This window comes from Frigoribacterium sp. VKM Ac-2530, assembly GCF_015350835.1.
Lineage (GTDB): Bacteria > Actinomycetota > Actinomycetes > Actinomycetales > Microbacteriaceae > Frigoribacterium.
The window spans coordinates 1,345,388-1,359,658 of record NZ_JADKSE010000002.1; the positions used below are offsets into that span (position 1 = coordinate 1,345,388).

At 72.7% G+C, this 14,271-nt stretch carries 17 protein-coding genes; 5 read left to right on the forward strand and 12 right to left on the reverse strand.

Annotated elements, in window-relative coordinates:
- Positions 1 to 211 precede the first annotated feature (211 nt).
- Both ITJ48_RS15350 and ITJ48_RS15355 read left to right on the forward strand, forming a co-directional pair.
- Entirely contained in the window at positions 212 to 1,375 is a 1,164-nt protein-coding gene (locus tag ITJ48_RS15350) for an inorganic phosphate transporter (protein WP_192170212.1), read from the forward strand.
- Positions 1,376 to 1,377: 2 nt separating this feature from the next.
- Positions 1,378 to 1,746, forward strand: a complete 369-nt coding sequence (locus tag ITJ48_RS15355; protein ID WP_228506934.1) for a peptidase — start codon at positions 1,378 to 1,380, stop codon at positions 1,744 to 1,746.
- A gap of 161 nt (positions 1,747 to 1,907) precedes the next feature.
- Here the strand turns inward: ITJ48_RS15355 and ITJ48_RS15360 are convergent, their stop codons facing one another.
- A complete protein-coding gene (locus ITJ48_RS15360) occupies positions 1,908 to 2,876 on the reverse strand; it encodes a GlxA family transcriptional regulator (RefSeq protein WP_194614311.1) in 969 nt (322 codons plus the stop codon).
- 97 nt (positions 2,877 to 2,973) lie between these two features.
- Between ITJ48_RS15360 and ITJ48_RS15365 the strand changes: the two genes are divergently transcribed.
- Both ITJ48_RS15365 and ITJ48_RS15370 read left to right on the forward strand, forming a co-directional pair.
- Positions 2,974 to 3,696, forward strand: a complete 723-nt coding sequence (locus ITJ48_RS15365) for an HD domain-containing protein (RefSeq protein ID WP_194614312.1) — start codon at positions 2,974 to 2,976, stop codon at positions 3,694 to 3,696.
- Between the two features lie 98 nt (positions 3,697 to 3,794).
- Positions 3,795 to 4,844, forward strand: a complete 1,050-nt coding sequence (locus ITJ48_RS15370; RefSeq protein ID WP_194614313.1) for an LLM class flavin-dependent oxidoreductase — start codon at positions 3,795 to 3,797, stop codon at positions 4,842 to 4,844.
- 352 nt (positions 4,845 to 5,196) lie between these two features.
- On the opposite strand, the gene ITJ48_RS15375 is transcribed toward ITJ48_RS15370, so the two are convergent.
- On the reverse strand, positions 5,197 to 6,177 hold the full coding sequence (locus tag ITJ48_RS15375; RefSeq protein WP_194614314.1) for a helix-turn-helix transcriptional regulator: 981 nt from the start codon (positions 6,175 to 6,177) through the stop codon (positions 5,197 to 5,199).
- Between the two features lie 101 nt (positions 6,178 to 6,278).
- Here ITJ48_RS15375 and ITJ48_RS15380 point away from each other — a divergent pair, with 101 nt between their 5' ends.
- A complete protein-coding gene (locus ITJ48_RS15380) occupies positions 6,279 to 6,971 on the forward strand; it encodes an SDR family NAD(P)-dependent oxidoreductase (protein WP_194614315.1) in 693 nt (230 codons plus the stop codon).
- A 156-nt stretch (positions 6,972 to 7,127) separates the two neighbouring features.
- On the opposite strand, the gene ITJ48_RS15385 is transcribed toward ITJ48_RS15380, so the two are convergent.
- The 10 genes from ITJ48_RS15385 to ITJ48_RS15430 all read right to left on the reverse strand — a co-directional run bounded on the left by ITJ48_RS15385 (position 7,128) and on the right by ITJ48_RS15430 (position 14,227).
- Positions 7,128 to 7,313: a hypothetical protein gene (locus tag ITJ48_RS15385; protein WP_192042992.1), complete on the reverse strand. Its 186-nt coding sequence runs from the start codon at positions 7,311 to 7,313 to the stop codon at positions 7,128 to 7,130.
- A gap of 120 nt (positions 7,314 to 7,433) precedes the next feature.
- Entirely contained in the window at positions 7,434 to 9,413 is a 1,980-nt protein-coding gene (locus tag ITJ48_RS15390; RefSeq protein ID WP_194614316.1) for a cytochrome c oxidase assembly protein, read from the reverse strand.
- Positions 9,414 to 9,557: 144 nt separating this feature from the next.
- On the reverse strand, positions 9,558 to 9,845 hold the full coding sequence (locus ITJ48_RS15395; protein WP_043595940.1) for an HU family DNA-binding protein: 288 nt from the start codon (positions 9,843 to 9,845) through the stop codon (positions 9,558 to 9,560).
- Positions 9,846 to 9,983: 138 nt separating this feature from the next.
- The gene (gene rpsN / locus ITJ48_RS15400) at positions 9,984 to 10,289 is read right to left on the reverse strand and encodes a 30S ribosomal protein S14 (protein ID WP_056058637.1); all 306 of its coding nucleotides are present in this window, start codon (positions 10,287 to 10,289) and stop codon (positions 9,984 to 9,986) included.
- 2 nt (positions 10,290 to 10,291) lie between these two features.
- Entirely contained in the window at positions 10,292 to 10,459 is a 168-nt protein-coding gene (gene rpmG / locus ITJ48_RS15405; protein WP_043595944.1) for a 50S ribosomal protein L33, read from the reverse strand.
- Positions 10,459 to 10,695, reverse strand: a complete 237-nt coding sequence (gene rpmB / locus ITJ48_RS15410; protein ID WP_123548488.1) for a 50S ribosomal protein L28 — start codon at positions 10,693 to 10,695, stop codon at positions 10,459 to 10,461. The genes rpmG and rpmB overlap by 1 nt, the downstream gene beginning before the upstream one ends.
- 252 nt (positions 10,696 to 10,947) lie before the next feature.
- A complete protein-coding gene (locus ITJ48_RS15415) occupies positions 10,948 to 11,385 on the reverse strand; it encodes a transcriptional repressor (protein ID WP_194614317.1) in 438 nt (145 codons plus the stop codon).
- Positions 11,386 to 11,424: 39 nt separating this feature from the next.
- On the reverse strand, positions 11,425 to 12,345 hold the full coding sequence (locus tag ITJ48_RS15420; RefSeq protein WP_194614318.1) for a metal ABC transporter permease: 921 nt from the start codon (positions 12,343 to 12,345) through the stop codon (positions 11,425 to 11,427).
- Positions 12,342 to 13,148, reverse strand: a complete 807-nt coding sequence (locus ITJ48_RS15425) for a metal ABC transporter ATP-binding protein (RefSeq protein WP_370544969.1) — start codon at positions 13,146 to 13,148, stop codon at positions 12,342 to 12,344. The genes ITJ48_RS15420 and ITJ48_RS15425 overlap by 4 nt, the downstream gene beginning before the upstream one ends.
- Before the next feature lie 71 nt (positions 13,149 to 13,219).
- Positions 13,220 to 14,227 carry a metal ABC transporter solute-binding protein, Zn/Mn family gene (locus ITJ48_RS15430; protein ID WP_194614319.1) on the reverse strand — a complete coding sequence of 336 codons (1,008 nt, stop codon included), beginning with the start codon at positions 14,225 to 14,227 and terminating at the stop codon, positions 13,220 to 13,222.
- Positions 14,228 to 14,271: the final 44 nt, after the last annotated feature.

The following is a 14,271-nucleotide window of genomic DNA, read 5'->3' on the forward strand; positions in this document are numbered from 1 at the left end:
CGCCTCCGGCGGGCACAGAGGCACCCGCACCCGCGCCCGCCGGCTCGACATGTGCACGCCGTGCATGATTCTCCTGCTGTTCACCGACGCGGCCCGCCCGTCGGCCTAGCGTCGCCGGTGCAGGAGCAGCGCCCGTCACCGCGACGGCACGCGCGCCTCCTGCCTCCGGACGGCGACCTGCCCCGGAGCGGACGACAGAGGGGCGACATCGATGGACGTCTTCGTCACGGTCACGCTGGTGATCGTCGTGGCGCTCGTGTTCGACTTCACGAACGGGTTCCACGACACGGCCAACGCGATGGCCACCTCCGTCGCCACCGGGGCCCTGAAGCCCAAGGTGGCGGTGCTGATCTCGGCCGTGCTCAACCTCGTCGGGGCGTTCCTCTCGACCGAGGTCGCGAGCACCGTCTCGAACGGCATCATCCGCGAGGGCGACGGGGGAGTGCAGGTCACCCCGACGATGATCTTCGCCGGCCTCGTCGGCGCCGTGATCTGGAACCTCGCGACCTGGTACCTCGGCCTGCCCTCGAGCTCGTCGCACGCCCTGTTCGGCGGGCTGATCGGCGCCGCCGTGATCGGTGCCGGAGTCGGCTCGGTCGACTTCGCCGTCGTCCTCTCGAAGGTCGTGCTGCCCGCGCTCATCTCGCCCCTGGTCGCCGGCACGGTGGCGCTGGTCGCCACCTACGCGGCCTACCGCATCACGAAGCAGGCGACGCTGCGCGGCTCGACCGCCGGGTTCCGGCACGGCCAGACGATCAGCGCCTCCCTGGTCTCGCTGGCCCACGGCACGAACGACGCGCAGAAGACCATGGGCGTCATCACCCTCACCCTCATCGCGGCCGGCTACCAGGGCGCGGGCACGACGCCGCAGCTCTGGGTCGTCCTCGCCTGCGGGCTCGCGATCGCGCTCGGCACCTACCTCGGCGGCTGGCGGATCATGCGCACCGTCGGCAAGCGCATCACCGACGTCCAGGCGCCGCAGGGCTTCGCGGCGGAGACGAGCTCGGCCGCCACGATCCTCATCTCGTCGCACCTCGGCTTCGCGCTCTCGACGACCCAGGTCACCTCCGGCTCGATCGTCGGGGCGGGCCTCGGCAAGAAGCTCGCGACCGTGCACTGGGGGGTCGTCGGCAAGATCGCCTCGGCCTGGGTGATCACGCTCCCCGCGGCGGCGCTCGTCGGCGGCGTCAGCGCCTGGCTCGCCAGCACCAGCACCGTCGGGCTCGTCCTCGTCGCGGTCCTCGCGCTCGCCGGGGGCTCTGCCTTCGTGTTCCTCGCCCGTCGCCACCCGGTGACGCACGAGACCGTCAACGACAGCGAGGAGGCGCCCGCCGCGACCCAGCCGGCCGGCGCCTCCCGCGGACAGGGAGAGTGACCGTGTTCCTCGGGGTGGACTGGGGCGCCTTCGTGGTCGTCTTCGTCGTGGCGCTCGCCGCGACCGCCGTCATCGTCACGTTCTTCGCGCTCGGCATCCGGCTGTTCGCCGCGGGGGCGACCGAGGCCGTCGCCGGCGGCCCGGTGTCGGCCGGGGCCGGTGCCGGGGCCGGTGCCGGGGGCGGTGCCGGCGACGCCGGAGCTGCTGCACCCGCAGGAGGCGGTGGTCGCGCAGGAGGCGCCGGTCGCCTCCCGGCAGCGCCCGCCGCCCCTCGCTCGCTCCCCGCCACCGTCGGGGGTGCGGCCTGCTTCGCCGTCGGCATCGCCGCCGTGCTCGCCGGCCTGTGGCTGATCGTGCCGCAGTTCCACTGACGCCGTCCTGCGGGGCCGGCTCGCGCCTCCTCGGCTCGCGCCTCCGCGGTTCCCCGCACGGGTCGGCCGCTCGAGAGGCCCCGAATCGATGTCGCCCGCGCGTGCGAGGTCGATTCGAGGCCTCTCGTGCTGCGTCAGTCGCGGCAGCGGGCAGGCGGCGGTCAGGCGGCGTCTGCCGCGTCCGCCCCGCGGAACGTCGCCCGGTAGGCGCGCGGCGTCGTCCCGAGCACCCGCGTGAAGTGGTGCCGCAGCACGGCGGCCGACCCGAACCCGGCCTGCCCGGCGACGGCGTCGAGCCCGAGCCCGGTCACCTCGAGCAGGTGCTGTGCCCGCAGGAGGCGCTGCCTCGTCAGCCAGGCGGCCGGCGTCGTGCCCAGCTCGGCCTTGAACCGGCGGGCGAAGGTGCGGGGCGACATGTGGGCCCGCGCGGCGAGGGCCTCGACGGTCTGCTCCTCGCCGAGGTGCGCGAGCATCCAGTCGGTGAGGGGAGTCAGCGAGGCGTCGGCCTCCTTCGGCAGCGGCGTCTCGATGAACTGGCTCTGGCCGCCGTCGCGGTGCGCGGGCACGACCATGCGGCGGGCGACGACGTTCGCGGCGGCGGCCCCGGCGACGCGACGGACGAAGTGCAGGCACGCGTCGATGCCGGCGGCGGTGCCGGCGCTCGTGATGACCTTCCTGTCCTCGACGAAGAGCACGTCGGGGTCGACGGTCGTGCCGGGGTGCTCGCGCTGCAGCCGCTCGGCGTACATCCAGTGGGTGGTGGCGCGACGGCCCTCGAGGACTCCGGCGTCGGCGAGCACGAAGGCGCCGCTGCAGACGCTGATCAGCCAGGCGCCGCGGGCCTCGGCGTCGACGAGCAGGTCGCGCACCGCCGGCGAGAGCGTGCCGTCGGCCCCGTAGCTGCCGAGCGCCGGGACGCAGACGACGTCGGCGTCGGCGGCCGCCTCGAGGCCGTCGGGGACGGTGATGCCGAAGCCCTGGTTCGTGGCGACGACGCCCGGGCGCTCGGTGACGACGTGGTGCTCGAACGACGGGCCGCCGTCGGCGCTGCGGTCGAGGCCGAAGACCTCGCAGAGCACGCCGAACTCGAAGGGGGCGACGCCGTCGGCGACGAGGGTGACGACCTTCATGCGGTCCACGGTGCCTCCCGGCATCTGGCAGTGTTGACGTGTTCGTTGGCGATCCTGCCACTGGTCGGGCTCGGCGTCCACTCGTAGGTTCGGGGGCATGTCGTCCGTCCCGCCCTCGTCCGCCTCCGTGTCTCCGTCCGTCTCCTCTTCTCCGACCGCATCCGCCTCCTCGTCTGCGTCCACCTCCTCCTCGTCTCCGTCCGCCTCCTCGTCCGCCGTCGCGCGCCTCCTCGTCCCGCCCACCGCGGTCGCCGCCCGCGCCCGGGAGGTCACCGCAGCCCACGCGAGCCCTGCCCTGCTGGGCCACAGCGTGCGCTCGTGGGCGCTCGCCGCCGAGCTCGGCCGCCGTGAGTCCGTCGCCTTCGACGCCGAGCTGCTCTGGGTCGCCTCGCTGCTGCACGACCTCGGCCTCGTGCCGTCGTTCGACGCGCACGCCGTCGACTTCGAGCACGCCGGGGGAGCCGCCGCCCGCGTCTTCGCCGCCGGGGCCGGCTGGTCGGAGCCCCGGCAGCGGCGCCTGGCCGAGGTGGTCGAGCGGCACATGTGGACGTCGGTCGACGTCGCGCTCGATCCCGAGGCGCACCTGCTCGAACGGGCGACCAGCCTCGACGTGAGCGGCACGGGAGGTGCGGACTGGGACGCGGCGTTCGTCGCCTCCCTGGTCGGGGCCGTCCCGCGGCTCGGCTTCGCCGCCGAGTTCGCCGCGGCGATCGGCGACCAGGCCGAGCGCAAGCCGGGCAGCCAGGCGGGCCGGACGGTGCGGGGCGGGATGCCCGGGCGCATCGCGGCGAACCCGCTCGACCGCCCGCTCCGTTCCTGAGGGGCGATGCGCGCACAACGGAATGCCCAGCCTCCGGTCACGGTTCATCCCGTAAGATCATGCACACGCATGAAATGCAGCGGATCGGAGCGCACCCCATGGCACACCCCCTCGAGTTCGGACTCGACACCTTCGGCGACGTCACCGAGCGTCCTGCCGGCGTCGACGGCGCGGGCGAGCTCGTCTCGCACGCCCAGTCGATCCGCGACCTCGTCGAGCAGGCCGTGCTCGCCGACCAGGTCGGCCTCGACTTCATCGGCGTCGGCGAGCACCACCGCGTCGACTTCGCCGTGAGCGCGCCCGAGGTTGTCCTCGCGGCGATCGCGGCCCGCACGCAGAAGATCCGTCTGGGCTCGGCCGTGACGGTGCTCAGCTCGGACGACCCCGTCCGCGTCTACGAGCGCTTCGCGACGGTCGACGCGCTGTCGAACGGGCGGGCCGAGGTCATCCTCGGGCGTGGCTCGTTCACCGAGTCGTTCCCCCTCTTCGGCCTCGACCTGCAGGACTACGAGGTCCTCTTCGAGGAGAAGATCCAGCTCTTCGCCGAGCTCCTCAAGGACGAGCCCGTCACCTGGCAGGGCACCAAGCGCGGCGCCCTCAGCGACCAGTGGGTCTACCCGCGTCCCGAGAGCGGCACGCTGAAGACCTGGGTCGGCGTCGGCGGATCGCCGCAGTCGGTCATCCGTGCGGCGCACTACGGCCTGCCCCTCTTCCTCGCGATCATCGGCGGCCAGCCCGCCCAGTTCGCGCCCTACGCCGACCTCTACCGCCGTGCCCTCGGCGAGTTCGGCAAGGAGTCGCAGCCCATCGCGATGCACTCGCCCGGCTTCGTGCTCGAGACCGACGCCGAGGCGAAGGAGGTGCTGTTCCCGTACCAGGAGGCGCAGACGAACCAGCTCGGCAGCGAGCGCGGCTGGCCGCCCTACTCGCGCGCGCAGTACGAGCAGAGCGCGGGCCCGCAGGGCGCCCTCTACGTCGGCTCGCCCGAGACGGTCGCGACGAAGATCGCCCAGAACATGGCGCTGCTCGGGGCCACGCGCTTCGACATGCGCTACAGCATGGGCCGCCTGCCGCACGCCGAGATGATGCGCAGCATCGAGCTCTACGGCACGAAGGTGGTGCCGTTGGTCCGCGAGATGCTCGCCTAGCCGACCCGCGCCTCCTCGGACCCTGCGCCCGGCCCCGTGCTCCTCGCACGCGGCCGGGCGCTCTGTCTCCCGGGCTCGGGCTCGACGTCGATCGCCGCAAATGCCGACAACGAGGCATCGAAACGGCGTTCTGCGACCGGAAATGCCGCTGTTGCGGGCTCCCCGGTCGGCATTTGCGGTCTTCCCTACGCCCGGCTCCGTCGCACCTCGCACGCGGCCGGGCGCACTGCTGCCCGCCCTGGTTCGACACCGTGGCGGCAAATGCCGACCGTCAGGCTGCGAGAACCCGTTCTGCGACCGGAAATGCCGCTGTTGCGGGCTCCTCGGTCGGCATTTGCGGCTCTTACTGCATCTAGCGCGGCGAGAGCGACGAGGAGGCGGCGGCCGCGTCGGGCGTCTCGCACACGTCGCCGGAGACCCCCACGGCGCCCACGGCTCCGACCCGCAGGAAGTCGAGGGCCGCGGCCGCCGGCGTGCCCTCGGCGGCGGTGTACGCGACGATCGCGAGCTCGCTGCCCGGCACGGTGAACACGTCGCAGTCGAGCTCGAGCGGGCCGACCAGCGGGTGGTCCATCACCTTGCGCGAGGACTCGTGCACGCCGACCGCGCCCCGGGCCCAGAGCTCGGCGAACGCGGGCTCGGTGGCGAGCAGCCCGTCGACGAGCGCGCGGAGGCGGGGGTCGGTCGGGTGGTCGACGAGCACCCGGCGCAGGTCGGAGACGAGGGCGGCCCGGAAGCGGGCGCCGCCCGAGCCGTCGAGGTGACGGGTCCGCACTGCCGTGTCCGCGCCTCCTGCGCTCGTCCGTGTCCTGTCCTCCGCCGCGGCGGCAGCCGGGTCGGCCTCGCGACGGGCGTCGCGGAACGCCCGGACGACGATGTTCCGCTCGTCCGCCGGCCAGCCGTCGGGGTCGCCGAGCAGGCGCCCCCAGAGCGGGCTCCAGGTGAGCAGGTCCCAGGAGGCGCTGAAGACCGCGACGGGAGTCTCGCGCAGCCGTGCGACGAGCCGCTGCACGCCCGGGGGGATGTGCCGTGACACGACGGCCGACGTCGGGGGCAGCAGGCCGGCGCTGCGGAACAGGTGGTCGCGCTCGGCGTCGTCGAGCTGCAGGGCGCGGGCGAGGGCGGTGGCGACCTGGTCGGACGGGTGCCGGGCCCGGCCCTGCTCGAGCCGGACGACGTAGTCGACCGAGAGTCCGGCGAGGGCGGCGAGCTCCTCTCGACGGAGGCCGGTCGCTCGGCGCACGCCGCCGGAGGGCAGGCCGGCGTCGGAGGGGGCGAGGCGGGCGCGCCAGGTCTTCAGCAGCCAGCCGAGCTGGTCGTCCTGTGCAGGCATGCGCTCATCCTCTCCTCCCCAGGGAGGTGCTGCCTGGTACTGGCAGTCCTCCTGCCGGGGCGGGCCACGCGCGCGTCGGCGGCGCCGCGCATGATCGACCCATGACCACGACACTCATCACCGGATCCAACAAGGGCCTCGGCCTCGAGACCGCCCGCCGCCTGCTGGCCGAGGGCCACACCGTCTGGATGGCGGCGCGTGACGCGTCGCGCGGGCAGCAGGCCGCCGACGAGCTCGGCGCGCGCTTCGTGCAGCTCGACGTCACCGACGACGCCTCGGTCGCCGCGGCCGCCGAGCTCGTCGGGGCCGAGGGCGGGCTCGACGTCCTCGTCAACAACGCGGGCATCACGGGGTCGCACGCCGACCCCGCCGACCTGACGGGCGCCGACGCGCTGCTCGTCCTCGACACGAACGTCGCCGGCATCGTGCGCACGACGCACGCGTTCCTCCCCCTGCTCCGCGCGTCCTCGGCGCCCGCGATCGTCAACGTGACGAGCGGGCTCGGCTCGTTCACCGCGGTGCACGACCCCGACCGCATCGAGTCGACCGTGGTGGCCCCGCTCTACACGGCGTCGAAGTCGGCCCTGACGATGCTCACCGTCCAGTACGCCAAGGCGCTGCCGGGCATCCGGGTCAACGCGGCCGACCCCGGCTACACGGCGACCGACCTCAACGGCAACAGCGGGCACCAGACGGTCACCGAGGGCACCGACGCGATCGTCGAGCTGGCGACGCAGGGGGCGGACGGGCCCACGGGCACGTTCATCGACCGCAGCGGCGTCGCGCCCTTCTAGGCGGTCGCAGGCGGATCGTCTGGTCGCGGCCGCCCGGGCGCGCGGCTCTCGGCGGCGTGCCGGGGGCCGTGCCTCGGGTCCGACCGTCCAGGCTTCGCCTTCGAGTCCGGTCGAGCTCGGCGGGACCGTCGGTGCGGCAGCGCCTCGCTTCGGCGCCTAGCGCGTGCCTGCGTCGCTCGCCTGAGCCGCGTCGGAGGCCGACTGCTGCTGGTGCTGCGGCGTCGGCTGCGGCGCGGCGGACTCGCCCGCGTCGCGGTGCGGCAGCGTGCCGCCGAAGAGGGTCGCGGCGGCGATGCCGAGCACGACGACCCCGAGCTGAGTGCGTGCGATCGTGCTGGCCATGGGGTGTCCTCCCGGTCGGGGCGCCTCGTGACGTCCGCGTCCGATCCAAGCCGCCCCGCGCCTCCCGCACGACCCCCAGAGAGAGCGCCCCTCGCTCGGGGCGCAGCCCAGGCGCGCGGCTCAGCCCCGGTCGCTCCGCGCCAGCGCCCCGAGCTGCTCGTTGTAGGCGGTCAGCTCGGCGTCGCCGTCGCGGTCGGCCTGGCGGTCCTTGCGCTTGGCCTCGCGGCCGTCGCTGCGGCTCCACATGATCGCGACGATGATCGCCATCGTGACGGTCGGGATCTCGCCGACGCTCCAGGCGATGCCGCCGGCGGCGTACTGGTCCTGCATCGGGGTCGGCCCCCAGGTGCGTCCCATGGCGCCGTACCAGTCGGCCAGGAACAACCCCGTCGCGGTCATGATGCCGATGCCGAAGAACGCGTGGAACCCCATGGTCGCCAGCAGCACGACGAGCCGCATCGGGTAGGGCAGGCGCCCCTTGACGGGGTCGATGCCGATCATCGACTGCACGAAGAGGTACCCGACGATCAGGAAGTGCACGATCATCCAGTAGTGGCCGAGGTGCGTCGTCGTCGCCCAGCTGAACAGCGACGTGTAGTAGAAGACGAAGAGCGAGCCGGCGAAGAGCACGGCGGAGACGATCGGGTTGCTGATCACGTGCGCGTAGCCCGAGTGCACGAGGATCATGATCCACTCGCGCGGCCCCCGCGTGCCGTCGGTGCGCTTGCGGATCGCCCGCAGGGCGAGCGTGGCCGGCGCTCCCGGCACCAGCAGCAGCGGGATCACCATGCCGAGCACCATGTGCGACAGCATGTGCGCGCTGAAGAGGTACGGCTCGTAGACGTTCGGGGCACCGCTCGTCACGTAGAAGAGCACGAGCAGCCCGGCGACCCACGAGGCCGTGCGGCCGAGCGACCAGCTGTCGCCGCGGCGGCGCAGGCGCACGACGCCCGCGATGTAGAAGAAGATCCCGAAGGTGCAGACGAGGGCCCAGAGCAGGTCGACGTTCCACTCCGTCAGGTAGCGGATCGGCGTGAGCTCGCGCGGCAGCGCCTCCTCCGTGAGGATCTCGGCAGGGGTCGGGGCGGCGAGGTCGCTGGCCGCCACCTCCTCGACCGGGGTCGCCGTACGGGCGAGCGCGGACGCGACGCCGGAGGCCAGGCCCATGAATGCCAGCTCGGCCGTGACGAACCACCAGAAGAACCGGGCTGTCCTGGCCGGCTGCGTCTCCATCCGCCTGACCAGGTACTGCCGCTGCACGACGCCGAACAGCCCGAGCGCGACCAGGGCGAAGGTCTTCACCAGCACGAGCACGCCGTAGCCCGTCGACAGCGCCGCCCAGTCGCCGATGCGCAGCGCCGCGCTGCCGATGCCCGAGACGGCGACGACGACGAAGCAGATGATCGCGATGGTCGAGTACCGCGCCAGCACGACGCCGATCCGGCCCTTCTCGAGCGTGCTCCGCAGCAGCACGAGCGCGACGAGCCCGCCCAGCCAGACGGAGGCGCCCTCGAGGTGCAGCGCGAGGTCGGTGACGGCCGCGTCGTGGCCGCTCGAGCCCGCGGCGTGACCCTGCTGGGCCAGGGGGATGAGCCCGCCGCCCGCGAGCACGGTCAGGGCGACGAGCGCCCAGATGTTCCGCAGCACGAAGCTGAGCACGGTGACCGCCGCCGCGATCAGGGTCGTGATGAGCCAGGCGCGGCCCAGCTCGGTGTCGGTGAGGAAGAACGCGAGCGTCCGGCCGAACTGCTCGTCCAGGGTGACGGGCACGTTGGCGACGCTGAGGAACGTGAAGAAGCTGGTGGCCGCGGAGGCGACGGTCCAGAACCCGGCAGCGCCGGCGGCGATGTCCATGGCCCGCTCGAACTCGGGCCGGTCGCGTGACAGGGCGAAGCAGGTGAGGAACAGCGTGCCGATCGTGACGGCCGCGCCGATGTTGCCCAGCATCTTGGCCATCGGCAATCCGTAGCGCACGACCTGCCCGGGGTCGACGACCAGCGGCGCGTCGGCGGCGCCGCCGAACTTCAGGGCGGCGACGAGGGCCGCGAACGCGACGACCACGAGCAGTGCGGGCCCGGCCGTGCGGGAGAGTCTGGGCATCGGTCCCATGCTAGGTCGCCCCGACTGGGAGCGGGAGCGGTCCGCTCGCCGCCGAGCGACCTGCGCCGTCCTGCCCGGGAACGCGGAAGAGGGCGGCGACCGAAGTCGCCGCCCTCTCCCGGGTGCTTCGTGAGAAGCGGAGGACTACTTGACCGCAGCCTTGAGCTTGCTGCCGGCGCTGACCTTGACCGAGTCGCTCGCGGCGATCTCGAGGGCCTCGCCCGTCTGCGGGTTGCGACCCGTGCGAGCGGCGCGGTGCGTCTTCTCGAAGGCGATCCACCCGGGGATGGTGACCTTCGTGCCGTCGGCGACCGACTTCGACACGACGGAGAAGAAAGCGTCGACGACGCCGCTGACGGCGGCCTGGCTCTGGCCGGACTCGGAAGCGACAGCTGCGACGAGCTCGGTGCGGTTCAGTGACTTGTCAGCCATGTGGTGTCCTCCTCGGACTTCGTTCGGTGAGACATGACACGGCGTTCACCGTGCCTGTTCGGATCAGACGGCAGGGCCGAGGGCCCTCCGCCCGTGTAGCTCAGCCCCGGGGCCTGAGCCCCGGGAAACGGCTCGAACCTACCAGGAAGACTTCGTGATGCCCGGAAGCTCACCACGGTGCGCCATGTCGCGGAAGCGCACGCGGCTGATGCCGTACTCCTTGAGGTGGCCGCGGGGGCGACCGTCGATCGCGTCGCGGTTGCGGAGGCGGACCGGCGACGCGTCGCGCGGCAGCTTCTGGAGGCCGAGACGAGCGGCCTCGCGGCTCTCGTCGGTGCCGGCCGGGTCGACCAGGGCCTTCTTCAGCTCGAGGCGCTTCTCGGCGTAGCGCGCGACGATGACGGCGCGCTGGTCGTTCTTGGCGATCTTGCTCTTCTTGGCCATGCTTAGCGCTCCTCGCGGAATTCGACGTGCTTGCGGATGACCGGGTCGTACTTCTTGAGAACCAGGCGGTCGGGGTTGTTGCGACGGTTCTTCTTGGTCACGTACGTGAAACCGGTGCCCGCCGTCGAGCGGAGCTTGATGATGGGACGGACGTCCTGCTGACGAGCCATTAGATCTTCTCCCCACGAGCGAGCAGGTCCTTGACGACCGACTCGATGCCACGAGCGTCGATGACCTTGATGCCCTTGGCGCTGAGCTGGAGGGTCACCTTCCGGCGCAGCGACGGCACGTAGTACGTCTTCTTCTGGATGTTCGGGTCGAAACGACGCTTGGTGCGTCGGTGCGAGTGCGAGATGTTGTGGCCGAAACCAGGAATGGCTCCGGTCACCTGGCAGGTTGCTGCCATGATTTCCTCCGTAGGTACCGTAGGAGCTCGCCGTCCGGGGACGACCGAGTCCTACCCAAGGTCACTTGTCGGCGCGCGTCGCCCCGCTCGGTCCGCATGACGGGCCGTGGTGCTCGGGGTTCGGTGCACATGGGCGCAGAGAGCGCCCAACCAAAGGAAGAGCTTACGCGACACGCTCGACCCGGGTCAACTGCGGGCCTGGTGGGCAGAGAAGGCCCAGGACGCCGCGAGCACGAGCCCAGGAGGCGCGGCTCAGCCGGCAGCCCCGCCGCGCGTCACGGCAGGGTCGCGTCCCGCGGCCTTCTCGGCCGTGCACGCCGCGCAGGTGCCGAACACGTCGACGATGTGCTGCGCCTCGGTGAAGCCGTGCTGGGCGGCGACCTGGCGGGCCCAGGTCTCGACCGCGTCGGCCTCGATCTCGACCGTGGTGCCGCAGGTGCGGCAGATGAGGTGGTGGTGGTGCGTGCCCGGCGTGCAGGCTCGGTAGAGGCTCTCGCCCTCCTGCTGCAGCGAGTCGGCGGCGCCGTCGGTGGCGAGGTCCGCGAGCGCGCGGTAGACGGTGGCGAGCCCGATCGGCGACCCCGTGTCGCGGAGCTGCCCGTGCAGCGACTGGGCGCTGACGAAGCCCTCGCTGCGGCCGAGCGCCTCGCGCACGGCCTCGCGCTGCCACGTGTTCCGCTTCGCTACCACTGCGCACCTCCGTGCATCGCTCGGAGAAGTCCGACCACGTCAGGCCGCCTTCGTCGTCGTCGAGGGTACCGGCGCGGCCTGGGGGCGCCCGGTGCCGCCTCCTCGGCCTGTCCGCCCGCCTCCTCGGCTCTCGCGCCGCCCGCCGACGATGCGGCAGACGAGCCAGATGAGGAACGAGATGGTCGTGACGTACGGGCTGATCGGCAGGCCGCCGCCGAGCGCCAGCAGGATGCCGCCCACCACGGACACGACGGCGAAGACGACGCTGAGCACGGGCACGAGGCGCGGGTCGACGGTGAGCCGCAGGGCCGCCGCCGCCGGGGTGACCAGCAGCGCGAGCACGAGCAGGGCGCCCACGATCTGCACCGAGACCGCCACCGCGAGCCCGAGCACGAGCATGAAGACGAGCCCGAGCGCCCGCACCGGGATGCCCGCCGCCGCGGCGACGTCGGGGTCGACGCTCGCGAAGGTCAGCGGTCGCCAGATCACGAGCAGCACCACGATCACGACGGCCGAGATGGCGATGAGCCAGCCCAGCTGCGGGTTGTCGACCGACACGATCTGACCGGTCAGCAGGCCGAACTTGTTCGCCGACCGCCCGCGGTACAGGGCGAGGAACAGGATGCCGAGGCCGAGCCCGGCGGGCATGAGCACCGCGATGATCGAGTTCCGCTCGCGCGCCCGCGACCCGAGCAGGCCGATCAGCAGGGCGGCGACGACGCTGCCGACGACGGAGCCGCCCACGACGTTCGCGCCGATCAGCAGGGCCGCCGAGGCCCCGGCGAACGAGAGCTCGCTGATCCCGTGCACGGCGAACGGCAGGTTGCGGGTGATGACGAACGGGCCGATCAGGCCGCCGACGAGGCCGAGCACGGCGCCCGCGACGATCGAGTTGCGCACCAGCACGACGAGCTCGCCGAAGTCCTGGAACGAGAACAGCTGGGTCCAGAGGTCGGTCACCGCACGAGTCCTTCGTCGTCGTCGTGCTCGTCGGCGTGGTGGTCGTCGTGGCCCTGGCCGCCGACGATGACGATGCGCCCCATGGTCCGCACCACGTCGACGGGCGTGCCGTAGAGCTCGCTGAGCACGGGTGCCTGCAGCACCTCGTCGGGGGTGCCGACGCGGAACTTGCCGCCGGCGAGGTAGAGCACCCGGTCGACGACGTCGAGGATCGGGTTCACGTCGTGGGTCACGAACACGACGGCCGCCCCGCGTGCGCGTCGCTGGCGGTCGATCAGCTCCGTGACCCCGCGCTGGTGCCGCAGGTCGAGCGAGATGAGGGGCTCGTCGCAGAGCAGCAGGGCGGGCTCGGCCGCGAGGGCCTGGCCCACGCGGGCGCGCTGCTGCTCGCCGCCCGACAGGCTGGCGACGGGGGCCGAGGCGAACGAGGAGGCGCCCACCTCGTCGACGAGGGCGTCGATCGTCGCGCGCTCGGCGGCCGACTCGCGGCGCAGGCCCCAGCGGTGCCCGGTGACGCCGAGGGCGATCATGTCGCGGGTCCGCAGCGGGGTGCCCGCCTCCATCAGCCGCTGCTGCGGCACGTACCCGATGCGACGGTGCCCGCGGCCGACGGGGCGGCCGAGGAACTCGAGGGTGCCCTCGGTGAGCTGCTGCTGGCCGAGCACGGCGCGCAGCAGCGTGGTCTTGCCCGCGCCGTTGGGCCCGAGCACGGCGAGGAACTCGCCCGGGGCCACGTCGAGGTCGAGCCCCGACCAGAGCGTGCGGTCCCCGAACGAGACGCCCGCGCCGCGCAGGCGCAGCACGGCGTCGCCGCCGCCCCCGGCCGAGGAGGCGCGGTGGGCGGCGGCGACGGAGGCGTCGGTCGTGCCGGGGGTCACTTGTCGAGCGCCGCCGTGATCGCGTCGATGTTGCTCTGCTGCCACGAGACGTAATCATCCCCTGTCGGGAGCAGCTCCGTCACCGGGACGATCGCGACGCCGGCGTCGGTGGCCGCCTTCTCGACCTGCTCGGTCTCGGGGCTGGAGGTCTGCTCGTTGTAGGCGAGCAGGTCGACGGTGCCGTCCGAGAACAGCTGCAGGGTCTCGTTCAGGGCGGCGGGCGACACGTCGTCGCCCTCCTCGATCGCCTCGGAGAAGTCGGACGGGGTCACGTTCACGAGGCCCATCGCGTCGAAGAGGTACCCGGGCACCGGCTCGGTGTAGGCGACCGACTCGCCGTCGTGGGCGGTCTCGACCTCGGCGGCCTGCGCCTCCAGGTCGGCGATCTGCTCGCCGAACGAGGCGGCGTTCGCGGTGAACGTGTCGGCCTGGGCAGGGTCGACCGCGCCGAGCTCGTCGGCGATCGCGGTGGCGAGGGCCGCCATCGAGGGGAGGCTGTAGAAGACGTGCTCGTTGAACTCGCCGTGGTCGTGCCCGTGGTCGTCGGCCTCGGCCGTCTCGTCGGCGTGCGCCTCGGCCGACTCGTCGGCGTGGGCCTCGTCGCCGTGCTCGTCCGCGTCGAGGCCGCTCACCTCGACGGCGTCGATCACGGCCGCGTCCGACCCGCTGGCGTCGAGCAGCGTGTGCATGAACTCGTCGTAGCCGCCGCCGTTCTGGACCACGACGTCGGCCCGCGAGACGGCGAGCTGCGTGCGGGCGTCGGCCTCGTACGAGTGCGGGTCCTGCGAGGGGTCGCTGATGACGCTGGTGACGTCGACCGCGTCGCCGCCGACCGTCTTCGCGATGTCGCCGTAGACGTTCGTCGAGGCCACGACGGCGATCGCGCCCCCGTCGTCCGACGACGACCCGCCGGCACCGGCGCCGTCGCCCGAGGCGCAGCCGCTCAGCACGAGCACGGCGGCGGCGGGCAGGGCGAGCAGCGACAGGGCGCGCGATGACTTCATGCCGCCACGCTATTGCTACTGATAATGATTGTCAAAACAGGCTG